The sequence below is a fragment of the Acinetobacter sp. CAU_H_S170_2 genome, assembly GCF_058890445.1.
The window spans coordinates 1,242,772-1,265,504 of the sequence record NZ_JBZYAE010000001.1 but is presented as its reverse complement, the minus strand read 5'-3'; the positions used below and the strand labels follow the sequence as shown (position 1 = coordinate 1,265,504).

Sequence of the window (22,733 nt, the reverse complement as noted above, 5' to 3'; positions counted from 1 at the left end):
TCACGCTGAAAACCCGAGTAATTTGCTGGAAATTTGAAAAGCATCTCGCTGCTTTCCAAATTTCAGTCTTTTTGAGGGAGGTGTTCTCAGAAAGTAAAACTAGATGAGATATTTAAAATAATTATAGTTCGGGTGATTTTCCACAAAAACATAGTTTTGCTTTTGATAAAAACTGGCTGCGGATAAGTCTGCGGTATTTAAACACAGTGCAGAAAAGTTTGGACGCGCACATTTTTCTAGATGCGCCAACAACTGACGACCCACACCGCTCTTACGGTATTTAGGATGTACATAAAAACGACGTACGCGACCAATTCGCGCTTCGATTTCATTTTCACCCCATTGCTGATTTAAACCGCCACAGGCAATCAATTGGTCTTGATCATAAGCCAATAGCAATACTTCACCCTTTTGATCAAAACGATTTTTTCCACTTTGATATTCTTCGATCAAGCGGGTCAACGGTTCATATCCTTCTTTTGCTGCGAGTTGTGCCAAAGCTTGTATTTGAGGAGGTAATTGTTTTGCCGCTTGAATTAAAATTTCCATCTAAACTTCCTTGAATATGAGCAAAGCCATTTCACTACATTTGCCACGTAAATAAAATGAATTTTCCTCAACAAACTACAGCAATCTTGAGCATTGGTGTAAAATGTCGCTTTATTTTCAATACGTGACGAAAAAAGACATGGCAACTGTTGATCTTTTTGCAATTGGTAATGCACTAATCGACCAGGAATTTAAAGTCTCTGACGACTTCCTTATTCAACAACATTTGCAAAAAGGCACTATGCAGTTAACTGATGGTGAAACACAAGCAGATCTTTACAAAAAATTAAAAGAAACACAAAGCTATAAAGGTCAAGCTTCAGGTGGTTCAGCAGCCAACACCACCGTTGCCTTTAGTGCCTTGGGTGGTTCAGCATTTTATGCATGCCGCGTGGGTAATGATGAGCTAGGACAAACTTACCTTAACGGTTTGCACGAAGCAGGCATTAAAAACACTGAAAAATCAATCAGTGAAGGCGTAACAGGCACGTGTATGGTTTTAGTCAGTGAAGACTCTGAACGCACTATGCATACCTATTTGGGGATCACGGCCGAGTTAACTGAACAACAGATTGACTTTGAACCCTTAAAAACCGCGAAATGGCTCTATATCGAAGGTTATCTTTCAACCAGCGATAGCGCACGTTTGGCTGTTAAGCAGGCCCGTGAAATTGCCAAAGCTCATGGTGTTAAAATTGCATTAACCCTGTCTGACCCTGCGATGGTGCAATATGCGCGTTATGGTCTAGATGAAATGATTGCAGATGGTGTGGACTTATTGTTCTGTAACCAACAAGAAGCCATGATGTACACTGAAACTGAAACAGTTGAGGCGGCTTTAGCAAAACTTAAAACACTGAGCCAGCATGTGGTGATTACACTTTCGGCGGAAGGTGCACTTATTTCAAATGCACAGGAAACATTTAGTGTTGAAGGTCGTAAAGTACACGCTATCGATGCCAATGGCGCAGGCGATGCCTTTGCTGGTGCCTTCCTCTATGCTGTGAATGCAGGCTTAGGCTTACATACAGCTGCGCAACTTGCAATTTTGATTTCAAGTGAAGTGGTGTCTCAGTTTGGCCCTCGTTTAGCTGTGGCAGATTACGCCGAATTGCTCCAACAACTGCAAAAGGAATGTGCATGATGCAAAAAATTTGCATGACAGAAGACATCCCAGAACGCGAAGCGCGTTCTTTTGAAACACCTAAAGGGGATACGATTTTTATCACCCAACGTGACGGTGCCTTCTTTGCTTACCAAAACATTTGCCCGCATTTGAAAGTTGAACTTGAATTTTTGGAAAACCAATTTTTAGACCGCGACCAAGAATTTATTGAGTGTTCGACCCATGGTGCGCTGTTTATGGTGGAAACAGGTGAATGCATTTCTGGCCCATGCCAAGGTGAAGCACTTGAAAAAGTAGCGATTACCGTGCATTCTGACGGCGGGATTTATCTCACAGAAGAATAATGAAATTGGACGTTCACCATGTATGAGTTGCTACATCACCCTGATTTGATGCTCTTTCATTTCAGCTTATTGACTTTAGTCATACTCAGCATGGTGGAAACCTTAGGCTACTTTTTTAAATCACGCCCAAGTCATTTCCTCAAAAGGCTCTCCCCGCAAAAACTGACTGAATCTCCACTGCTAGACGTTAAGTTTTCTAAAGTGCTGATTGTGGTTTTTCTCTTACTTAATTTTAGTGTTGCAGGTTATTTCCTTCAGTTCTGCATCTATGCCAAAGAACAAACGTTTACTTCGGCTTACTATCTAATATTGCCCGCGCTGATTATTGCAATTTTCTTTACCGTTTTTATGATCCACTGTTTGGATCAAGTTATTAAACCAAGACCAGATAAAAAGCAAACCAACTTACTGGGGCGTCTGGCGACAATCTCTAGCGGGAATGCACGTCCTGGTTTTTCGGCTCAAGCTCGCGTTCGCGATGAATATGGTCAGCTACACTATGTGCAAGTTGAACCTGAGTTTGGTGAACTTGAATTTCAGTCACAAATTATTCTCATTCGTCTAAAAAAGTCGCATTACATAGCAAAGAAAATTTCAAAATCCAATCAACTTTTTAGTGGTGAAAATACGCGCTAAACAAGCACTCAATCTGACCTCGTTTCAACGCTGTACGTCTATATAAGCATGTTTATCCTTTGCCATGGCCTATACCCTACCAAGATATTGATAGCGTCAGCCTTCAACAAACGCCTTACAACGCGCTGTTTAAATCGAACCCTTGCCTCATCTTCTTGCTCAATCTTTTTAAAGTAATCTTTCATTCACAATCCAGCTTTCTACAATTTAAAAATATTTGCGCAACATAAGATCAGGATGAGAATTTTACTCTCCGCCTCTGCCTTCAAGCTCATATGACACAATAAAAGACTTTTTAAATATTAATTCGATTTTCAATGCCTAATTTCCTTGTGATGTATGCGACAGATCAAATCATCCATGATTCATATCCGTTAAAATCCATCATTTAAAAGCCCTATCACTTTTATTATCTTAAGACGAATTATCAATAAAATAACGATGAACGTTAAATATAAGCATTTTAGTCGGATTTAAAATAAATATATACAAGTATTTTAGTCAGGTATTTAAATATAAACACAAGTAATTTAGTCAACTTTAAAATACAAAAATATTAGTTTATTTTTCATCACATCATTATTTTAAGTATATGTATTTAAACAACTTAATAATATATTTTTTATTTAAGTTTAAAGACTATTTATCTTTTGTATGTTTTTGTTTAATAATATAAAGCAAGTTAAAAAATAGGCTTTGTGAAATGAGCTTAGTCCCCAAAAATCTCAATCAAAAAGTCACCAGAGAGATTGTGGCCATTTTAATCATTAAGGTGATTATTTTAATGGTCATTAAGAACATCTGGTTTGACGCCCCGACTATTCCTAAAAATTTTGACAATCAAGTTGCTGAGCGTATTGCAGGCAATCCATCCCCAATCAAGGAGACACGTTGATGATATCTGAAAGCGTGGTCGATCTTTCGCGGTTCCAGTTCGCTATGACCGCGATGTATCACTTTATTTTTGTTCCACTTACACTGGGGCTTGCCTTTATTCTTGCCATTATGGAAACCACCTATGTGATTTCAGGTAAAGAAATTTATAAAGACATGACCAAGTTTTGGGGGAAACTCTTCGGTATTAACTTCGCTTTAGGGGTCACTACTGGCTTAACCATGGAGTTCCAGTTCGGGACTAACTGGGCATATTATTCACACTATGTGGGGGATATTTTCGGTGCTCCATTAGCCATTGAAGGATTAATGGCATTCTTCTTAGAATCGACATTCATCGGTCTGTTCTTCTTTGGATGGGATCGCTTATCCAAAGTACAGCACTTATGTGTGACATGGCTGGTTGCACTCGGTTCTAATATGTCTGCCTTATGGATTTTGGTTGCAAATGGTTGGATGCAAAACCCTGTCGGTTCTGTATTTAACTATGAAACCATGCGCATGGAACTGGTAGATTTTGGTGCTCTCATTTTTAACCCAGTTGCGCAGGTAAAATTTGTACATACCGTGTCTGCGGGTTATGTGACAGGCGCTATTTTCGTCCTTGCTATTTCAAGCTACTACTTACTGAAAAAACGCGATATTCCGTTTGCACGTCGTTCATTTGCCATTGCCGCAATTTTTGGTTTAGCTTCAACACTTTCAGTGATTTTACTGGGCGATGAGTCAGGTTATGAACTGGGTGATGTTCAAAAAACTAAACTCGCGGCCATTGAAGCAGAATGGGATACTCACCCTGCACCTGCACCCTTTACTTTGTTTGGTATTCCAAATAAAGAAACCATGACTACAGATTATGCAGTGAAAATTCCATATGTGATGGGTCTTATTGCAACACGTTCTTTAGACAAAGAAGTGACTGGTATTAAAGATTTGATCGTACAACACGAAGATCGTATTCGTAACGGTATGGTGGCTTACTCACAACTGGAAAAACTACGCGCAGGTGATACTTCTCCAGAGCTAAAAGCTGCCTTTGCTGAAACTCAAAAAGACTTGGGTTATGGCTTACTGCTGAAGAAATACACACCAAATGTAGTTGATGCATCTGAAGATCAAATCAAATCTGCTGCAAAAGACACGATTCCTCACGTGCCAAGCTTATTCTGGGCATTCCGTGCCATGGTTGTATCTGGTTTCCTTATGCTGTTGTTATTTGCTCTAGCAACCTTTGCTGTGGCAAAACGCAATGCAGAAAACAAACCATGGTTACTGAAGTTCGCGCTTTTCGCTTTGCCTCTGCCATGGATTGCTGCACAAACAGGTTGGTATGTTGCAGAAGTAGGGCGTCAGCCGTGGACGATTGGTGAAGTTCTACCTACACACTTGTCAGCATCAAGCTTAAGCACAGGTGATGTATGGGGTTCTATCGCTGCCTTAGCTGCGTTCTATACCGTTCTTTTGATTATTGAAATGTATTTAATGATCAAATTCTCACGTCTTGGTCCAAGTTCGCTTCACACTGGTAAATACCATTTTGAAAAACTTGAAGCAGCTCGTAATGAGGAGACTCAAGCATGATCGAATATGAATTACTCAAAATCATTTGGTGGGTTTTAGTCGGCGTCTTGCTGATTGGCTTTGCCCTCACCGATGGCTTCGATATGGGCTCTATGGCGATCATGCCATTTGTGGGCAAAACAGATGAAGAACGCCGTGCAGCCATCAATACCATTGCTCCGCACTGGGACGGTAACCAAGTTTGGTTCATTACTGCTGGCGGTGCATTGTTTGCCGCATGGCCAATGGTTTATGCAACAGCATTCTCAGGCATGTATTGGGCGCTACTGTTGGTACTGTTTGCTCTATTCTTAAGACCTGTAGGTTTTGACTACCGCTCTAAACTACAAAATACCAAATGGCGTACGTCATGGGACTGGGGTTTAGCCGTGGGTGGTGCTGTGCCTGCACTGGTCTTCGGTGTGGCGTTTGGGAACATGTTCTTAGGCGTGCCATTTAGCTTAGATGATACCGTCCGTTCAACTTATACAGGGAGCTTCTTTGCCCTACTCAACCCATTTGCTTTAGTCTGCGGTCTCGTTAGCTTATCAATGCTATGTGCACACGGCGGTGCATGGCTCATGCTTCGTACCGATGGTGACTTACGCAGACGCTCAGCTCAAGCAACGAAACTTATGGGCATTGTTTACCTCATCTGTTTCTTAGGTGCTGGTGCTTGGTTGTACTTTGGTGGAATCGAAGGTTATACCTTAGTCACTCCATTTGACACCAACGGTGTTGCTAACCCATTGGCAAAAGAAGTGTTGACCAATGCCAACCATGGCTGGATGAACAACTACTCGACTTACCCAATTACCATGATTGCGCCTATCGCTGGTATCTTAGGTGGTTTAATTGTGGTGCTTGCAGCAGGCAAAAACAAAGCGGGCTTTAGCTTCTTAGGTTCGAGTTTAGCGGTCGTGGGTGCAATTTTAACTGCTGGTTTTGCGCTGTTCCCATTCTTAATGCCATCAAGCATTCAACCTGTTGCAAGCTTGACCATGTGGGATGCAGTTTCAAGTAAAACGACGTTAACTGTAATGACAGTTGCGGCATGTATCTTTGTCCCACTTATTTTGTGCTATACCACTTGGTGTTACTACAAAATGTGGGGTGTTATTACCAACACACACATTAAAGAGAATTCACACAGCCTTTACTAAGGCTGTGTCTAAGGAGATCAAATTATGTGGTATTTTGCATGGATTCTCGGCATTTTGATGGCTTGCTTTGCAGGTGTACTCAGTGCTCTGTATATCGAACATCATCAAGACCTTGATGAGGAATAAACCATGACAGACGTTGCTATGGAAAACCAAACTGTAGATAAAAAGCCGAACAAATTTGCGATGCTAATTTCCTGCCTATTGGCCTTTCCACTTGCAGCGGTGTTGTTAGTGCATCCTGCTGCTATGTTGGATGACAATGGTCACTATAGCCATAGTGCACTGATGTATATCATGATTGGTATCTCAGGTGGCTTTATCCACGGCGTCGGGTTTGTACCACGCCACTGGATTTGGAAATGGCTATTTAGCCCGTTTCTATCGTGGCCACTGATGATCTGGGGTTATTACACTTGGTTCTTCAGTTAAATAAAAAAGCCCTCATTGACTGAGGGCTTTTTTATGGTCCGCTATTCGTGGATTCTACATTTCAGCCATGACACCAATAATGCCATTAATAATCATATCTACCGCAATAGTTCCAATCAGTAAAGCCGACAGTCGCCCGACAATATCAACATAGCGGTCAATATATTTGGCATGCTTATAACGCAAATGGTCATGCGCGAATTTCATTAAAATCATCAAGCCACAGGTCAACGCCAAAGTCAGGAAAATAATCATCGCTGCGCCGCTGATTGGCAATGCCATACCTGTCACCACAGCAGCACTAATGGTTCCTGGACCAATCATAAAAGGCATGGCGATGGTTCCTGCCAAATGCTCAGGCGCACCACGCATTTCACCAATGGTATCTGCCCCCTGAAACACGTAACGATAACCAATCACCAAGAAGATCAGACCACCAAATATTTGAAAGGCTTCAAAGCGTACATTTAAATATTTACTAAAAATCGCTTCTCCGCCCCATGCGAAGAGCATAAATACTATAAAAGCAATAAGACAGCCCTGAACCAAGGCCTTATTAAATACTTTAGCTTCGGAGTTCCGAATCATGCCAATCATATAAATACTCATTAAAAATGGATTCAGCAATGAGAAAAACAAAGCAAAAGCATGTAAATATGAGGTCAACATGGTTCCTCCTAATTATCCTTGAGGGTCTGGAAATAAGGGACGATTCCCTGGACTGATTCGATTGATATGTAAGAAGGTCATGTGACGTTCATAACGATCCAGCACATCATTAATCACTTGCTCTTTGGTATAACCAACAAGGTCGTTGCCTTGAGAACCTTCATACAAATAGGTTTCAAGACGGTAGTAGAACCGTTTACCCAGTTTGCCACGCTCACTAAAGGTCGGCGCGATATAACGCACTGGCCAAATTTGATAGACAAAGTTTTGTTCTTCTTCCAAATGTATCATCAAATCTAAATGATATAGATTTGGGTCTTCTTCTAGTGCACTCTCTTGAACACTGATGTCGATACCTCGTTTTTGCATTTCCTCTGCAACGGCCATTACCGCAGGTCGGCAGATGTCATCGAGCATACGCCGAGTATCAGTTGTTCCTGGATGGTGCATGACTCGGGACAAACGTTTTTTCCAGTTGAGGATGTCGACATTGCCCACCACGGGTGCGGCATTTAAACTGCTACTGGCTTGTCGGTAGTCTTCTAACCGCAGTGATTTATACAAACCTGCCATCACCAAGAACATCACAAAACTAAACGGCAACCCCATAATAATCGTGGCATTTTGTAGTGCCGTAATCCCGTTAGCCATCAACATTGCAAGGGTCAATAAACCAATCGCTATGGCCCAGAATACACTCAACCATCGCGGTGCATCATGATCGACATTGGTAAATTGAGTGGTGAAATTACCCAATACCAGTGCACCAGAGTCCGCCGAGGTCACATAAAACAGTAAGCCAGTAATTGTGGCTACACCTGCAATAAACGGAAACCACGGATACTGTGCCAGCAAGTCATAAAAACCATGTGCTGGGTTGGCAATGACACTCTGTGCGAGGGCTAAATTACCATCAAAAATCACACTATGTAGTGCACTATTTCCAAATATTGATAACCACGTGAGTGTGAAAAATAAAGGAATAATGAGCGTTCCGCTAACAAACTCACGAATGGTTCGACCACGTGAAATCCGTGCTAAAAACAAACCTACAAATGGTGACCAAGCCACCCACCATGCCCAAAAGAACAATGTCCAACTGTTCATCCATTCTTTGGGTTGTTGAAAGGCAAAACTTTCCAAAGTCATACTTGGAAAACGGTTAATGTAGTCCCCAATATTTTGCACAAAAGCATTCAGTAAAAATTCGGTATTGCCTAAAAACAAAATAAACAGCATCAACCCAACAGAAACATAAATATTGATCTCAGAGAGAACTCGCAGTCCCTTATTCACCCCTGAAGTCACTGAAATAATGGTCATTACCACCGCAACCACAATTAATGCGGTTTGCATCCAGAGGTTTTCAGGTAAATCGAACAACACATGTAAGCCATAGTTCAGCTGTACTACCCCAATCCCGCAGGTTGTCGCAATACCAAAAATCGTCCCGATGACCGCTGCGGTATCAACACTATGACCAATCGGCCCATGAATCTTATTGCCAAAAATCGGATATAAGGCAGAGCGAATAGTCAGTGGTAAGTTATAGCGATAACTAAAATATCCCAATGCCATGCCAATCAAGGCATACATACACCATCCAGTTAGACCATAGTGAAATAGCGTCCACACCATGCCTTGACGTGCAGCCTCTAGGGTCTGCCCCTCACCCACGGGTGGATGCATATAGTGAGATAAAGGTTCCGCCACCGAGAAGAACATCAAATCGATGCCGATCCCAGCTGAGAACAACATTGCAGACCAACTTAAAAGGCTAAATTCTGGCTTGGAATGTTTGGGGCCTAATTTGATGTTGCCATAGCGAGAACAGGCAATAAAAATGACAAAGACCATATACAAAGTCGCTGCGAGTAAGTAATACCAACTAAAAGTAGAACTCACCCACGCCAAGACTGTATTTAAGGTTCGATTGGCAAAGTCATTAAACAAAATGGTGGTAATAGAAAAAATTAAAATAATGAGAGCTGAAATATAAAAGACCACACCATTTAAACGGTCTTTAGGCGCTAATGTTTGATCATCAACTGCTCTTGGATTATCTGTTGCCATACAATCCTCAAGAAAGTAAATAAAAAAAGACAAAAGCCAATTTTTAAACTTCTCGTGGTCGAGAGCTTAAAAATCGACTAACGAAAACGACAGTACTTTTATCAGAAATAAAAACGCTATCTTCTTTAAACCCGAAGGTCTAAATCAATTATGAGGTGCATTTTCTACACATTTTTAAAATGTGAGCCACCCTTGTTCATTGATATTTTGATAGGAATCCTACACATATTTCCCCTCAAAATGACTATAAGAGCTTTCTCAACTCGAAAAAAGTATAAAACCGTAACCTATAGCTCATCAGCTCACTTTTCTGAATGATGTCCTGAGATTAAACCCTTATGGCACATCCATTTGATAAATAAAAAGTTATGTCGAATACTCAAAGCAATTTAGCAGTATTTTGCTTTGAATTTAACCATAAGTGTACTTTTTATTGATTGAACGTTCAATCAATAAAAAGTATCATAAAAAAATGCTATGATGCTTTCCATGTAAGTTATTGAATCTAACGCCTTTAAATTTAAGGCAAATTGTTCTGGATTGTCATGAATAAACGTAGAGTAAAACCTGAGCATGAGCGCCGTGAAGAAATCATTAATGCTGCCTATGCAGTCATTTATGAAGTGGGCTTATCCAACACCACCATTGCTCAAATTGCGAAAAAAGCACAGCTTTCTACGGGCATTGTGAGTCATTATTTTGGTGATAAACAAGGCCTCATTCACAGTTGCATGCGCCAAATGCTCAATGTCTTAGCCGAGACCACGGCAAGCTATAAGGCAAAGGTGGTGCAGCCCAGTCCGGAACATTCGCTCAAAGCCATTATTGATGCCAACTTTGACATCAGTCAGGTCAACAACACTGCTATGCGGGTTTGGCTGGATTTTTGGTCTGCCAGTATGCACCTACCCAACTTAGGTCGCCTACAACGAATCAATGACCAACGTCTTTATTCAAATTTGAAGTTTCATTTCTTGCAGCTCATGCCGAAGTCACAGGCAAGCCCAGCCGCTAAAGGGCTAGCAGCACTGATTGATGGATTATGGTTACGTGGAAGTTTAAGTGGTCATCAAGCATTTGATCGTGATTTGGCACGTTCTATTGCATACGACTATGTCGATATGCAACTTCGCTTAATTCAACAGATACGGCAGGAACAACAAAATGAATGATGTACAGCTTCACTCGCTTTATATTCACGGACAATATGTCAATGCCACCAGTGGTCAAACCTTTGACAGTATCAATCCTGCCACAGGTCAAGTCATTGCTACCATTCAACAAGCCTCTAAAGCTGATGTCGATGCAGCCGTGCACAGTGCTGTAAAAGGGCAGCGTGAATGGGCTGCCAAAACAGCGGTCGAACGTGTCCGTATTTTACGTCGTGCCGTCGATATTTTACGCGCTCGTAATGACGAGTTAGCACGCCTAGAAACACTGGATACAGGTAAAGCGTTCAGTGAAACCTCTACCGTCGATATTGTCACTGGTGCAGATGTTTTAGAGTACTACGCAGGACTTGCAACTGCCATTCAAGGTGAACAAGTGCCACTACGTGAAAGTAGTTTTTTCTACACGCGCCGTGAACCTTTAGGTGTGGTGGCAGGCATTGGCGCTTGGAATTATCCCATCCAAATTGCACTTTGGAAATCAGCTCCAGCCCTCGCTACTGGGAATACCATGATTTTTAAACCCAGCGAAGTGACCCCTCTTACCGCCTTAAAGTTAGCAGAGATCTATACTGAAGCAGGCGTACCTGCTGGGGTTTTCAACGTAGTACAAGGTTTGGGTGCTGAAGTGGGTCAATGGTTGACTGAACACCCAGATATCCAAAAAATTTCGTTCACAGGTGGTGTGGCAACGGGTAAAAAGGTCATGGCCAGTGCTGCAGCTTCTAGTCTCAAAGAAGTCACCATGGAGCTCGGTGGCAAATCACCTCTGATTATTTGTGCCGACGCCAACCTTGACCGCGCAGCCGATATTGCGGTGATGGCAAACTTCTTTAGCTCAGGTCAAGTATGTACCAATGGCACCCGTGTGTTTGTACCACAAACCCTCAAGGCTGCATTTGAACAAGCAGTGATTGAGCGTGTAAAACGTATCCGCATAGGTGACCCGATGCAGGCTGAAACCAACTTTGGACCTTTAGTCAGCTTTCCCCATATGGAAAAAGTCTTGTCTTATATTGAGTCGGGCAAACAACAAGGTGCGACCTTACTGACTGGTGGACAACGTGCCACTGAAGCAGCGCTTGCTCAGGGCGCATATGTATTACCGACCGTGTTCACCGACTGTCATGACGACATGCACATTGTGCAAGATGAAATCTTTGGTCCGGTCATGAGCATTTTAAGCTATGACAGTATTGAAGAAGCTATTCAACGTGCCAACAACACCAGTTATGGTTTAGCTGCGGGTGTGGTAACACAAGATATTTCCCAAGCGCATCGCATTATTCATCAGCTTGAGGCAGGTATTTGCTGGATCAATACATGGGGCGAATCCCCTGCTGAAATGCCTGTAGGGGGTTATAAACAGTCAGGAGTCGGACGTGAAAATGGCATCACCACACTTGAACACTATACCCGTATCAAATCGGTTCAAGTTGAACTGGGCGAATACCAAAGTATTTTTTAAAGTCTGAATTTTAATTATCTAAATCCTTACTTCCTTTTTATTTATTCTTTTTTTCATCCTCAACTCAACATGTAGCCACGTTCTCATGCAACGTGGCTCTGCCATAGAAAAAGGATCATTATGCATTCTCAACACTACGATTATATTATTATTGGCGCAGGTTCTGCGGGTAACGTACTGGCTGCTCGTTTAACCGAAGACCCCGATGTTTCAGTGCTCTTACTCGAAGCAGGTGGACCTGATTATCGTCTCGACTTTCGCACTCAAATGCCTGCCGCTTTGGCTTATCCTTTACAAGGTCGTCGTTATAACTGGGCGTATTTAACCGACCCAGAACCTCATATGAATAACCGCCGCATGGAATGTGGTCGCGGCAAAGGCTTAGGCGGTTCGTCCCTCATTAATGGCATGTGCTATATCCGTGGTAATGCCATGGACTTAGAACAATGGGCTAGCTTGAAAGGCCTTGAAAATTGGAGCTATGCCGACTGTCTGCCTTACTACAAAAAAGCAGAAACCCGTGATATTGGTGGCAATGACTATCATGGCGATGCTGGCCCTGTTTCTGTCGCCACGCCTAAAGCAGACAATAATGTTTTATTCCATGCCATGGTTGAAGCAGGTGTGCAAGCAGGCTATCCACGCACTGATGATTTAAATGGTTATCAACAAGAAGGTTTCGGCCCAATGGATCGAACCGTAACCCCCAAAGGTCGACGCTCAAGCACTGCACGTGGCTATTTAGATATGGCCAAAGGTCGAGCGAATCTAACCATTATCACCCATGCCATGACCAATCAAATTTTGTTCAATGGCAAACAAGCGATTGGTGTTGAATATATTCAAGGTGCTAATCAAAACAACTTGCTTCAGGTCTATGCCAATAAAGAAGTCCTACTCTGTGCTGGAGCGATTGCATCACCGCAAATTTTGCAACGTTCGGGTGTGGGTTCAAGCACCTTACTTCAATCTCTCGACATTCCAGTGGTGCATGACTTACCGGGTGTCGGTGAAAACCTGCAAGACCATTTAGAAATGTACTTACAATATAAGTGTAAGCAACCTGTTTCTCTCTACCCTGCTTTAAAATGGCAAAATCAACCTGCAATTGGTGCAGAGTGGTTGTTTAACGGAACAGGGATTGGAGCAAGCAACCAGTTTGAAGCAGGTGGCTTTATTCGATCCTCCAAAGAGTTTGCTTGGCCAAATCTTCAATACCACTTCTTGCCTGTTGCAATTAACTATAATGGCAGTAATGCCGTCAAAGAGCATGGCTTCCAAGCCCATGTCGGTTCGATGCGCTCACCTTCACGCGGTCGAGTACAGGTAACATCTAAAAACCCTTTCGACCATCCAAGTATTTTATTTAACTACATGTCGACCGAACAAGACTGGCAGGAATTTCGTGATGCTATCCGGATTACTCGTGAAATTATGAACCAACCTGCACTTGATCCTTATCGAGGCGAAGAAATCAGCCCTGGAAAAGATGTGAGTACCGATGCTGAATTAGATGAATTTGTGCGAAATCACGCTGAAACTGCTTATCATCCATCCTGTAGTTGTAAAATGGGCGAAGATGATATGGCAGTAGTCGATGGACAAGGTCGTGTGCATGGCATGCAAAATTTACGTGTTGTTGATGCATCGATTATGCCGCTGATTATCACAGGTAACTTAAATGCAACCACCATTATGATGGCTGAGAAAATCGCGGATCAAATACGTGGTCATCAAGCTTTACCACGTTCAACTGCTCCATTTTACCGCGCCGAAATCACATAACTCTTAATGGTGTAAAACCTGACCTTTTATTCAACTTTAGAATAATTAGGTCAGGCAATTATTCATATTTTCTAAAACACCATAATCACAACTTGCTTTATCTTTAGGACTTACTTTCCATCTCAACTTATACATTTAAACGTTAAAAAGATTATGCTCTTGTATAGATATTCAACGTCTGTATTTTAAATACAGAAATTATACCTAAATAAAACTCAATAAAAACAAGAGCTAAAAACAAACATCACTGATATTTATAATTCAACCCAAACCATTTACAATAAAAATTACTAAGTCAATACATATTTAGTCTAAAATACCCATAAGTCAAGATGCGTGATAGCTTAAAAAGTTAAGCTTTGGCTACTTGAGATTTTAAGTATTACTTCAATTCTGCCAAGCTAATTTTTTACAAGCACCTCTATCACCATAATTGTTATTTTCTCTTCGCTATAAAGCGATCCAAAACCTGCTCCCCAAGGTCATAATCGCATGAACAAATTTTTAAAATACCTTTTGGTATTAATCGGCAGAGTAAAACTTGAAGTGCGACATAAACCACCTAATTAATTTAAAGGGTTTATGGAGTATATAAAATTGTCATACCATCATCTTAACTTTGAAGATCGTACTGCATTAATGCTTGAGTCAAGAAAAGAAGGCTTTTCAGCCAGAAAATTTGCTGAACTCATTAAAAGACATCCTAGTACGATCTATCGTGAGCTTAAAAGAAATAGCATCAATGACGTTTATCAAGCTCGATATGCTTCTGATAACACCTTCGCTAGACGTAGACGTGGTCACAGAAAACTCAAAATCGATTCAATCCTCTGGAAATTTATTGTTGAAGCGATCCGTTGTTTATGGTCTCCTCAGCAAATAGCAAAGCGTTTAAAGACATTTCCTGATTTGGATCAAACAATGAATGTAAGCCATACAACGATTTATTCAACGATACGAGCATTACCCAAGGGTGAGTTGAAAAAAGACTTATTATCCTGTCTGCGTCATGAAAATAAAAAGCGAAAAGCTAACGGTGAACCTAAAAAAGATTCTATATTACAGGATATTAAAACTATTCATGAGCGCCCAGCCGAAGTTCAAGAAAGAAAAATACCGGGTCATTGGGAAGCTGATTTAATTAAAGGTAAAGACAATAAAAGTTCGATAGCAACACTTATTGAACGAAATACACGGCTCTGTATCTTGGCAACATTACCTGATGCAAAGGCAGAATCAGTGCGCAAGGCTTTAACTGAAGCTCTGAAATATTTACCTGCAGAACTGCGTAAAACGTTGACCTATGACCGTGGACGCGAGATGTCAGAACATAAAATACTCGAAGAAGATTTAGGCATAGATGTATATTTCTGTGACCCACATTCACCTTGGCAAAAAGGCACATGCGAAAATATGAATGGTTTAATTAGGCAATATTTACCTAAAGGGATTGATTTAAATCAGGCAGATCAGCATTATTTAAATCAAGTTGCCATGTCACTGAATACTCGTCCTAGAAAGGCGTTAGATTGGCTTACACCATTAGAGAAATTTGCTCAGCTTGTTGATTATCATATGGCTTTTGAAACTGTCGCACCTCATGTTTGAATTCGCCATCGTACTGCTTATTATTGCAGTCGTAATTTTCTTATTTAGACCTATCACGTCTAAAAAAATTCAAACCACCAGCAATGAGCCTGTTGTTGACGCAGTCCTAGTTGGTGGTGGCATCATGAGCGCAACCCTAGGCACATACCTTAGTGAACTTGAGCCAAACTGGCAAATTCGCATGTATGAACGCCTAGATAAAGTTGCACAAGAAAGCTCTAATGGCTTCAACAATGCAGGCACAGGTCACTCTGGCTTTATGGAAATGAACTACACCTCTGAAAAAGATGGGAAAATGGACATTACCAAAGCTGTAAAAGTGGCTGAACAATTTGAAGTTGCAAAACAGTTCTGGTCTTATCAAGTCAAAGAAGGTGTTTTGGGGCAACCAAATAGTTTCATCAACCCTGTACCGCACATTGCTTTCGTTTGGGGCGATAACGTGAATTTCCTCGAAAAACGTTATGCTGCAATGGTTAAAAACCCAATGTTTTATGGCATGAAATTCTCTGAGAATCCTGCTGAAATTAAACAATGGGCACCATTGGTGATGAATGGCCGTGATGCTGCACAAAAAGTAGCTGCAACACGCATGGATGTCGGTTCAGATGTGAACTATGGTTCGATCACCACTCAATTGGTCGATCACCTTAAAAAACAATCTAACTTCAAACTACAAACATCAACTGAAGTGACTGGCATTAGCCAAAACGATGATAAAACTTGGACGGTTGCATTTAAAAACCTCACTACCGGTAAAACAGATCACGTGAAAACGCGCTTTGTCTTCATTGGTGCAGGCGGTGCAGCGGTTAAACTTTTACAAATGACAGGCTTACCAGAAGCGAAGCAATATGCTGGCTTCCCTGTAGGTGGCGTGTTCTTAATGACCGACAACCCGAAAGTCACTGAAGGTCATACTGCAAAAGTTTATGGTCGTGCTGAATTAGGCGCGCCTCCAATGTCTGTTCCACATATTGATACACGCTATATCGACGGTAAAAAATATGTATTGTTTGGCCCATTTGCGACTTATTCAAACAAGTTCTTAAAACAAGGTTCTCAGCTTGATTTATTGAAATCAACCACGAAGAACAACGTTTTACCAATGACTGCTGTGGGTATGGAAAATCTTGATTTGGTGAAATACTTAGTTAGCCAAGTCATGATGAACGATGCCGACCGTTTTAATGAATTGAAAAAATACTACCCTGATGCAAAACCAGAAGACTGGCGTATGAATCAAGGTGGTCAACGTGTTCAAATCATTAAGAAAGAACCAGGCAAACCTGCAAGCTTACAATTTGGTACCGAGATTTTTGCATCACAAGACGGTGCTGTGACTGCCCTATTAGGTGCGTCTCCTGGTGCTTCAACTTCCCCTTATATTATGTTGAGCTTGCTTGAAAAAGCATTCCCTCAGCAAGTAGCAGGTAAATGGAATCCGAAATTACATGAAATTGTAAAATCGTACCAACAAGAACTCAGCACTAATCCTGTGCTTCTTGACCAAGTTCGCCAATACACCAGCACAACCCTTGGTTTGAAATATACACCTATGGCTAAAGCTGCATATGACGAAACTATTGCGGTAGCAAAAGCACAGTAATCTGCTTTAAACCCTAAAAAGGATGGACTTTTCGCCATCCTTTTTTAATTCATATTTGAAACTATTCTGTGTATGTCGCTTTTCCATTCCGATGCTTTTTTGGCTTTTCGTTCACGTGATTTTTCACTTCTGAGTGTCAATCAGTTGTGCTTAATTCTAACCATCATGATTCAAGAAGTCGTCATTGCTTATAGTATCTATCAACTCACTCAAAATCCACTCAGCCTTGGCATGATTGCCTTAATTGAGTTACTCCCCTTTATTTGCCTCTCCCTGTTCAGTGGCGACTGGGCTGATCGCTATAACCGACAAAAAATTGTGCAGTGGAGTTTTAGCTGTAGCACTTTAATTCCCTTATTATTTATTGTTCTTTTTTCTCAGTACCAACAACAGCACATTCAACAAAATACACTTTTATGCGGCATTTATAGCCTCATCTTTTGCTTAGGCATACTTAGAGGCATTTACAGCCCATCTTTTAATTCATTACGCCCTTTTCTAACCCCAGAGTCAGCCTATAGCAATGCAGCCACATGGACTACCCTCATTTGGCAAATGGGCGGTATTTTGGCGCCCTTATGCGCAGGACTTTTACTCGGCCAACTTGGGCTTAAAAAAACTCTCTTGATTGCTTTTTTCTTATGTTGCGTGGGTAGCATCTGCTTATTCGGATTAAGCGCTCGTCAATTCCCAAGCCCACATAAACAACATTTAAGCAAAAGCTTAAAAGAAGCCTATTTGTTTATCTTTAAACATCCACTAATGTTTTGGAGTATGTTGCTGGACCTCAGCGCCATGCTTTTTTGTAGTGTCATTATCTTACTGCCTATTTTTGCACACGATATCCTTCATCTAGGCGTTGAAGGCTTAGGTATACTCAGAGCGGCCCCAGCCATTGGCGCCTGTATCATGATGTTGATGTTGACCTGTTATTCTCCGATGAAAAATGCATGGAGAAACATGCTCTATAGTAGTTTTGCAATTGCTTTGTGCACTTTGGCCTTTGCACTATCCCCCCATGTTTGGCTCTCAGTCTTCTTCCTTGTTTTGATTGGCGCCTTTGATAGCATCAGCATGATCATTCGACAAACTTTATTACAGCAACTCCCCCCAAAAGCACTATTAGGACGTGTAGCCGCTTTAAATGGCATCTTAGTGACTTCAGGTAATCAACTCGGTGCCCTACACATGAGCCTGATGACGCGCTATTTTTCGGTAGTGCCAGCAGTACTTATTGGAGGGATGCTGTGTTTAATAATCTGTGGTCTAAGCTCTACTCGTACGCGACATTTATTCAAACCATCTACAACACAACAAAAACATGCCACCGCCGCAAGAAGCGAATAGCATGTTAAGCTTCAAATCTTCTTTTAATATGATGTGAGTTTTCAATAGAGCAAATTATGAAACAGATTCTCCCCTTTTCACACACACTCTATGCCAAACTCTATTCTCTCGTACTATCCGTGTTGTTGGCTTATTGCCTATTCAATGCAATCTATAGTGTGATTATTGGTGGAAAAAGTGCGTACCTTTTCAGTGGTCTGATTTTAATATTTCAAACAGTTACTGTTTTTAAAGCATCTGTAAATAAAAAGATCTATAACTACATGGGATTGATTGGACTCATTCTAATTCTGATTTATCTCAATGATTGGAGGCTTCTTTCTCAGCCTGAAAGTATTGCCATTCTTCCCTCAGTCATACTCACCGCACTTAGCTTAGGCTATTTTTCACAGCAGCACTTGCATTTAAATCTATTGAAGGCGGCTTTAATTTTTGGGCTTTTAGTATTAGCCTATACGCAATACCATGACTTGAATACTCTGCAAAACTATTATGACAGCCTGCATACAGGCGAAACATGGCAACAATATGGTGCTTTATAAAGATCAAAAAAACGTTAGAGTTTTCCTCTTATTTTAAACACAAAAAAGCCAGCAATACCGCTGGCTTGATTCTTTTAAACTTTAGCGATGGGTATGAATTGACATCACGATACCCATGCTCGCCAGCATAGTAATCACCGCGGTTCCACCATAACTCATCAGTGGTAATGGATCACCTGTTACAGGTAAAATCCCACTGACCATCCCCGAGTTTAACAATACAAAGAAGAAGAACGTTAAGCCCACAGCACCCGCGTATAAACGCCCAAAATTATGGAAGCTGTTCATACCAATAATCAAACAACGAATGATAATGGCTGCAAACAAACTAAACAGCAAGAACACCCCAATAAAGCCAAACTCTTCCGCATACGTCGACATAATGAAGTCGGTATGGTGCTCAGGCAAATACCCTAAATGTGACTGCGTGCCTTCCGTGAATCCCTTCCCCATTAAACCACCTGAACCAATGGCAATTTTGGATTGGATAATATTCCAACCGGCACCCAATGCATCCGACTCTGGGTCAAATAAAGTGAGCACTCGCTTTTTTTGGTACTCTTGCAAAAAGAACATCCAAAGTAAGGGAGCGACAACAGCCAATGCTCCACAGGCCAAAGCAATGAGCCGCCAAGAGATACCGCTGAGGAAAATGACGCACACACCAGGAATCAAGAGACCTAGGTTTAAGTCGGGCTGTAAAGCTGCCAATAAAAACGGCAACATCATGATACCCAACGAAATCACAATATGCATAAACTTAGGCGGGAATGCGCGGCCTGCAAAGTACCACGCCATCATCAAAGGCATGGCAAACTTCATAAACTCAGAAGGCTGCATGCTACCAATACCTGGTAGACTAATCCAACGTCTGGCTCCCATGCGGGTTTCGCCCACCACCAAGACCAATACCATTAAAATCACAGCGAAGATGAAAAAATAAGGACTAATGGCCTGATAGACTTTGGGTGGGATTTGCGCACAGATAATCATCACAATGAAGCCCACAGCAAAGCTTGTGGCTTGGCGAAACACCATACCCATATCTTGCGCTGAAGCACTATAAATGACCAACAATCCCAACACGGCATTTAAAATCAGAAAGCATAAAAGCCATGGATCTAAATGCAATTTAGCCCAGCGAGATGAGTCATGTTTAATGCTTCTACCGTCACGTAAAGACTGACGTAAAAAACGATACTGCTGTGATGGTATCATTTGCGTAAATTGAATGAGCTAAAGACAGGGCAAATTATAAGTTCAAAGTGTTTTAGATAACATCATTCAAACCCATATTTCTGTAGTTTTAGCTCAATAAATCCAAATAATTTTTTATTGTGCCGCCAAAATCAGGCGTGCAAGCTCAAGGTCATCTGGATAGGTAATTTTAATATTATCGGAGCGCCCTTGTACAACTTGAACCTTTTCACCAACAAACTCTAAAGCACTGGCTTCATCTGTAATTAAGGCTTGTGCCTCTAGTGCATGCTCAATTGCTTTTTTCAGCACCCCCAGTTTAGCAATCTGCGGAGTTTGCGCCTGCCAAAGTTGTGAACGATCAACCGTTTCTTGAATATCTTGCGCTGAGATCACACGCTTTAAAGTATCTCTAACAGGAATAGCTAAAATCGCCCCTGTATTGGACTGAATAGCCGTACTAACCAGTTTTAATAAACAATCCTGCGTGACACATGGACGTGCTGCATCATGCACAAAGACCCAGTCGTCAGCATCAGCGATTGTGGAAAGATAATTGAGCGCATTGAGCACTGAGTCTACACGCTCAGCACCACCTTCACAAAAATGTGCTTTTTCAATATTGGTAAAGGGTAAACTTTGAGCAACATCATCATCTAAACCAATCGCCAAAACATAGCCCTGCAAGGGCAATTGATTAAGACGTAAAACCGTATGTTCAAGTACAGTCTTTTGTCCAATCATTTGATATTGTTTTAGTTCAGTTTTAGAAAAGCGACTACCCGAGCCAGCAGCAGGAATAATAGCCCACAATTTATGGGGTAGCTGGAGGGGTTTCAGGCTCATCGTCTTCATTGGTTCGCAAATCAATTTGGGCGTTAGGATCAATATAAACAGGCTTATATTGAGTACTGATAGTACTCATTTGAATAAACGTTTCTCGAGGTTTGATTAAACCCAAGTCCAAGCGCGCATGCTCTTCAATGGCTTCAATACCATTTTTCAAATCATACACTTCTGCCGCCAAGACACGATTACGTTCTTTTAAGTCGTTATTAATTTCAGTTTGTTGTTGGATTTTTTGTGTGAGTTGTAAATGGTCTTGATAACCACCCTCACCAAACCAGTATAAATACTGAAACCCTGCGATCAAAATGATCGCAAGGCCTAGTAGTACTTTACTCATCAACGAGTCGAATACATTGAACATTGACATCAGTCGCTTAGTTTAAACCTTTAAACTCAGCTTTACCGCGGTAAGCAGCATTTGTCAATTCTTCAATACGAAGCAATTGGTTGTATTTCGCTACACGGTCAGAACGGCACAGTGAACCTGTCTTAATTTGACCAGCTGCAGTACCCACCGCAAGATCCGCAATCGTAGAATCTTCAGTTTCGCCAGAACGGTGTGAAATTACTGTAGAATAACCATTTTCTTTCGCAAGATAGATTGCATCTAGAGTTTCAGTCAACGTACCAATTTGGTTGTACTTGATTAAGATAGAGTTACCCACTTTCTCATTAATACCACGTTGAAGGATTTTCGGGTTTGTAACGAACAAGTCATCACCCACCAACTGGATTTTGTCGCCAAGGATAGACGTCAAGTAAGACCAACCTTCCCAATCCGACTCATCTAAACCATCTTCAATTGAGATAATTGGATATTGGTTTACAAGGCCCGCTAAATAGTCAGAGAACTGGTTGCTTGTAAATGCTTTATTGCCTTCACCAGCAAGGATGTACTGACCATTTTTGTAAAATTCTGAAGATGCACAATCAAGTGCAAGCATAATATCAGAACCTGCTTTGTAGCCAGTTTGACCAATCGCCTCAAGAATAACCGTGATTGCTTCTTCGTTTGAACGTAAGTTCGGCGCAAAACCACCTTCATCACCTACAGCAGTGTTTAAACCTTTTTTGTTTAAAACTGATTTTAGAGAATGGAAGATTTCAGCACCCGCACGTAATGCTTCAGAGAATGAAGTGAAACCTACAGGCTCGATCATGAACTCTTGAATATCAACGTTGTTGTCTGCATGCGAACCACCATTGATGATGTTCATCATTGGTACAGGCATAGTCAAAATAGTTTGACCACGTAAGTCTGCGATGTATTGAAAAAGAGGAATTTTCTTTTCATCGGCAGCAGCACGTGCAGCAGCTAGTGATACCGCTAAAGTTGCATTCGCACCCAATTTTTCTTTGTTTTCAGTACCATCAAGTTCGATCATCGTGTTATCGATGTCTTTTTGTTCAAATACTGATTTACCCACTAAAGCATCACGGATAATCGTGTTTACGTTGTTAACCGCAGTTTTAACACCTTTACCTAAATAGCGTGCTTTGTCGCCATCACGAAGTTCTAAAGCTTCACGAGAACCAGTTGAAGCACCAGATGGTGCACATGCACGGCCAACTACGCCAGATGCTAAGATTACGTCTGCTTCGATGGTTGGGTTACCACGAGAGTCCAAAATTTCACGTGCACGGATGTCAACGATTTGGCTCATGAACAATTCCTCAGTTGATTAATAACGAGATGCTTTAGATGGCATCAAT

At 41.4% G+C, this 22,733-nt stretch carries 22 protein-coding genes; 15 read left to right on the top strand and 7 right to left on the bottom strand.

The window, feature by feature from the left end; all coding sequences use genetic code 11:
• Positions 1–99: 99 nt before the first annotated feature.
• On the bottom strand, positions 100–549 hold the full coding sequence (locus AC5EUN_RS06195) for a GNAT family N-acetyltransferase (RefSeq protein ID WP_062033171.1): 450 nt from the start codon (positions 547–549) through the stop codon (positions 100–102).
• A 139-nt stretch (positions 550–688) separates the two neighbouring features.
• Here AC5EUN_RS06195 and AC5EUN_RS06190 point away from each other — a divergent pair, with 139 nt between their 5' ends.
• From AC5EUN_RS06190 to AC5EUN_RS06155, 8 genes are all read left to right on the top strand, one after another.
• Positions 689–1,693 (top strand): adenosine kinase, encoded by a 1,005-nt coding sequence (locus AC5EUN_RS06190; RefSeq protein WP_130235102.1) that lies wholly within the window; start codon positions 689–691, stop codon positions 1,691–1,693.
• A gap of 14 nt (positions 1,694–1,707) precedes the next feature.
• Positions 1,708–2,019, top strand: coding sequence for a Rieske (2Fe-2S) protein (locus AC5EUN_RS06185; protein ID WP_493352489.1), 312 nt, complete (start codon positions 1,708–1,710; stop codon positions 2,017–2,019).
• An 18-nt stretch (positions 2,020–2,037) separates the two neighbouring features.
• Positions 2,038–2,655, top strand: coding sequence for an OB-fold-containig protein (locus AC5EUN_RS06180; RefSeq protein ID WP_058951796.1), 618 nt, complete (start codon positions 2,038–2,040; stop codon positions 2,653–2,655).
• Positions 2,656–3,358: 703 nt separating this feature from the next.
• Positions 3,359–3,550 (top strand): cytochrome oxidase putative small subunit CydP, encoded by a 192-nt coding sequence (gene cydP / locus AC5EUN_RS06175; protein WP_004696660.1) that lies wholly within the window; start codon positions 3,359–3,361, stop codon positions 3,548–3,550.
• Entirely contained in the window at positions 3,550–5,130 is a 1,581-nt protein-coding gene (locus AC5EUN_RS06170; RefSeq protein ID WP_004696658.1) for a cytochrome ubiquinol oxidase subunit I, read from the top strand. The genes cydP and AC5EUN_RS06170 overlap by 1 nt, the downstream gene beginning before the upstream one ends.
• Positions 5,127–6,272, top strand: a complete 1,146-nt coding sequence (cydB, locus tag AC5EUN_RS06165) for a cytochrome d ubiquinol oxidase subunit II (protein ID WP_004981849.1) — start codon at positions 5,127–5,129, stop codon at positions 6,270–6,272. Before AC5EUN_RS06170 ends, cydB begins: the two co-directional genes overlap by 4 nt.
• Before the next feature lie 24 nt (positions 6,273–6,296).
• The gene (gene cydX / locus AC5EUN_RS06160; protein ID WP_002120988.1) at positions 6,297–6,398 is read left to right on the top strand and encodes a cytochrome bd-I oxidase subunit CydX; all 102 of its coding nucleotides are present in this window, start codon (positions 6,297–6,299) and stop codon (positions 6,396–6,398) included.
• A gap of 3 nt (positions 6,399–6,401) precedes the next feature.
• A complete protein-coding gene (locus tag AC5EUN_RS06155) occupies positions 6,402–6,704 on the top strand; it encodes a cyd operon YbgE family protein (RefSeq protein WP_004696655.1) in 303 nt (100 codons plus the stop codon).
• Between the two features lie 54 nt (positions 6,705–6,758).
• Here AC5EUN_RS06155 and AC5EUN_RS06150 read toward each other — a convergent pair whose 3' ends face one another.
• A complete protein-coding gene (locus AC5EUN_RS06150; protein ID WP_130235101.1) occupies positions 6,759–7,373 on the bottom strand; it encodes a MarC family protein in 615 nt (204 codons plus the stop codon).
• Between the two features lie 12 nt (positions 7,374–7,385).
• Complete coding sequence (locus tag AC5EUN_RS06145) at positions 7,386–9,446, bottom strand: choline transporter (protein WP_005401063.1); 2,061 nt, start codon at positions 9,444–9,446, stop codon at positions 7,386–7,388.
• Between the two features lie 545 nt (positions 9,447–9,991).
• On the opposite strand from AC5EUN_RS06145, the gene betI reads away from it, so the two are divergent.
• The 7 genes from betI (at position 9,992) to AC5EUN_RS06110 (ending at position 18,974) form a co-directional block, all read left to right on the top strand.
• Positions 9,992–10,618 carry a transcriptional regulator BetI gene (gene betI, locus AC5EUN_RS06140; RefSeq protein ID WP_094148203.1) on the top strand — a complete coding sequence of 209 codons (627 nt, stop codon included), beginning with the start codon at positions 9,992–9,994 and terminating at the stop codon, positions 10,616–10,618.
• Positions 10,611–12,083 (top strand): betaine-aldehyde dehydrogenase, encoded by a 1,473-nt coding sequence (gene betB / locus AC5EUN_RS06135; RefSeq protein ID WP_094148202.1) that lies wholly within the window; start codon positions 10,611–10,613, stop codon positions 12,081–12,083. Before betI ends, betB begins: the two co-directional genes overlap by 8 nt.
• Before the next feature lie 120 nt (positions 12,084–12,203).
• Positions 12,204–13,868 (top strand): choline dehydrogenase, encoded by a 1,665-nt coding sequence (betA, locus tag AC5EUN_RS06130; RefSeq protein ID WP_094148201.1) that lies wholly within the window; start codon positions 12,204–12,206, stop codon positions 13,866–13,868.
• 582 nt (positions 13,869–14,450) lie between these two features.
• Positions 14,451–15,476, top strand: coding sequence for an IS30-like element ISAba125 family transposase (locus tag AC5EUN_RS06125; protein ID WP_004994718.1), 1,026 nt, complete (start codon positions 14,451–14,453; stop codon positions 15,474–15,476).
• Entirely contained in the window at positions 15,469–17,085 is a 1,617-nt protein-coding gene (gene mqo / locus AC5EUN_RS06120) for a malate dehydrogenase (quinone) (protein ID WP_131230405.1), read from the top strand. The genes AC5EUN_RS06125 and mqo overlap by 8 nt, the downstream gene beginning before the upstream one ends.
• Positions 17,086–17,157: 72 nt before the next feature.
• Positions 17,158–18,432 (top strand): MFS transporter, encoded by a 1,275-nt coding sequence (locus AC5EUN_RS06115; RefSeq protein ID WP_131230407.1) that lies wholly within the window; start codon positions 17,158–17,160, stop codon positions 18,430–18,432.
• 56 nt (positions 18,433–18,488) lie between these two features.
• Complete coding sequence (locus tag AC5EUN_RS06110) at positions 18,489–18,974, top strand: hypothetical protein (RefSeq protein ID WP_094148198.1); 486 nt, start codon at positions 18,489–18,491, stop codon at positions 18,972–18,974.
• Between the two features lie 81 nt (positions 18,975–19,055).
• Here AC5EUN_RS06110 and rodA read toward each other — a convergent pair whose 3' ends face one another.
• From rodA to eno, 4 genes are all read right to left on the bottom strand, one after another.
• Positions 19,056–20,192, bottom strand: coding sequence for a rod shape-determining protein RodA (gene rodA / locus AC5EUN_RS06105; protein WP_004696637.1), 1,137 nt, complete (start codon positions 20,190–20,192; stop codon positions 19,056–19,058).
• 114 nt (positions 20,193–20,306) lie between these two features.
• A complete protein-coding gene (gene ispD, locus AC5EUN_RS06100) occupies positions 20,307–21,026 on the bottom strand; it encodes a 2-C-methyl-D-erythritol 4-phosphate cytidylyltransferase (RefSeq protein WP_094148197.1) in 720 nt (239 codons plus the stop codon).
• Positions 20,986–21,387, bottom strand: a complete 402-nt coding sequence (locus AC5EUN_RS06095) for a septum formation initiator family protein (protein ID WP_010326966.1) — start codon at positions 21,385–21,387, stop codon at positions 20,986–20,988. The genes ispD and AC5EUN_RS06095 overlap by 41 nt, the downstream gene beginning before the upstream one ends.
• A gap of 7 nt (positions 21,388–21,394) precedes the next feature.
• Positions 21,395–22,684: a phosphopyruvate hydratase gene (eno, locus tag AC5EUN_RS06090; RefSeq protein WP_004696631.1), complete on the bottom strand. Its 1,290-nt coding sequence runs from the start codon at positions 22,682–22,684 to the stop codon at positions 21,395–21,397.
• Positions 22,685–22,733 lie beyond the last annotated feature (49 nt).

What these genes read in the sequence shown, in the direction of transcription:
- AC5EUN_RS06155 (WP_004696655.1), top strand. Translation starts at nt 6,402, where the DNA reads ATGACAGACGTTGCTATGGAAAACCAAACTGTAGATAAAAAGCCGAAC.
- ispD (WP_094148197.1), bottom strand. Translation starts at nt 21,026, where the DNA reads ATGAAGACGATGAGCCTGAAACCCCTCCAGCTACCCCATAAATTGTGG.
- cydX (WP_002120988.1), top strand. Translation starts at nt 6,297, where the DNA reads ATGTGGTATTTTGCATGGATTCTCGGCATTTTGATGGCTTGCTTTGCA.
- AC5EUN_RS06095 (WP_010326966.1), bottom strand. Translation starts at nt 21,387, where the DNA reads ATGTCAATGTTCAATGTATTCGACTCGTTGATGAGTAAAGTACTACTA.
- betI (WP_094148203.1), top strand. Translation starts at nt 9,992, where the DNA reads ATGAATAAACGTAGAGTAAAACCTGAGCATGAGCGCCGTGAAGAAATC.
- AC5EUN_RS06195 (WP_062033171.1), bottom strand. Translation starts at nt 549, where the DNA reads ATGGAAATTTTAATTCAAGCGGCAAAACAATTACCTCCTCAAATACAA.
- AC5EUN_RS06190 (WP_130235102.1), top strand. Translation starts at nt 689, where the DNA reads ATGGCAACTGTTGATCTTTTTGCAATTGGTAATGCACTAATCGACCAG.
- AC5EUN_RS06115 (WP_131230407.1), top strand. Translation starts at nt 17,158, where the DNA reads ATGTCGCTTTTCCATTCCGATGCTTTTTTGGCTTTTCGTTCACGTGAT.
- betB (WP_094148202.1), top strand. Translation starts at nt 10,611, where the DNA reads ATGAATGATGTACAGCTTCACTCGCTTTATATTCACGGACAATATGTC.
- cydP (WP_004696660.1), top strand. Translation starts at nt 3,359, where the DNA reads ATGAGCTTAGTCCCCAAAAATCTCAATCAAAAAGTCACCAGAGAGATT.
- rodA (WP_004696637.1), bottom strand. Translation starts at nt 20,192, where the DNA reads ATGATACCATCACAGCAGTATCGTTTTTTACGTCAGTCTTTACGTGAC.
- AC5EUN_RS06185 (WP_493352489.1), top strand. Translation starts at nt 1,708, where the DNA reads ATGACAGAAGACATCCCAGAACGCGAAGCGCGTTCTTTTGAAACACCT.
- AC5EUN_RS06110 (WP_094148198.1), top strand. Translation starts at nt 18,489, where the DNA reads ATGAAACAGATTCTCCCCTTTTCACACACACTCTATGCCAAACTCTAT.
- mqo (WP_131230405.1), top strand. Translation starts at nt 15,469, where the DNA reads ATGTTTGAATTCGCCATCGTACTGCTTATTATTGCAGTCGTAATTTTC.
- eno (WP_004696631.1), bottom strand. Translation starts at nt 22,684, where the DNA reads ATGAGCCAAATCGTTGACATCCGTGCACGTGAAATTTTGGACTCTCGT.
- cydB (WP_004981849.1), top strand. Translation starts at nt 5,127, where the DNA reads ATGATCGAATATGAATTACTCAAAATCATTTGGTGGGTTTTAGTCGGC.
- AC5EUN_RS06145 (WP_005401063.1), bottom strand. Translation starts at nt 9,446, where the DNA reads ATGGCAACAGATAATCCAAGAGCAGTTGATGATCAAACATTAGCGCCT.
- AC5EUN_RS06125 (WP_004994718.1), top strand. Translation starts at nt 14,451, where the DNA reads ATGGAGTATATAAAATTGTCATACCATCATCTTAACTTTGAAGATCGT.
- AC5EUN_RS06170 (WP_004696658.1), top strand. Translation starts at nt 3,550, where the DNA reads ATGATATCTGAAAGCGTGGTCGATCTTTCGCGGTTCCAGTTCGCTATG.
- AC5EUN_RS06180 (WP_058951796.1), top strand. Translation starts at nt 2,038, where the DNA reads ATGTATGAGTTGCTACATCACCCTGATTTGATGCTCTTTCATTTCAGC.
- betA (WP_094148201.1), top strand. Translation starts at nt 12,204, where the DNA reads ATGCATTCTCAACACTACGATTATATTATTATTGGCGCAGGTTCTGCG.
- AC5EUN_RS06150 (WP_130235101.1), bottom strand. Translation starts at nt 7,373, where the DNA reads ATGTTGACCTCATATTTACATGCTTTTGCTTTGTTTTTCTCATTGCTG.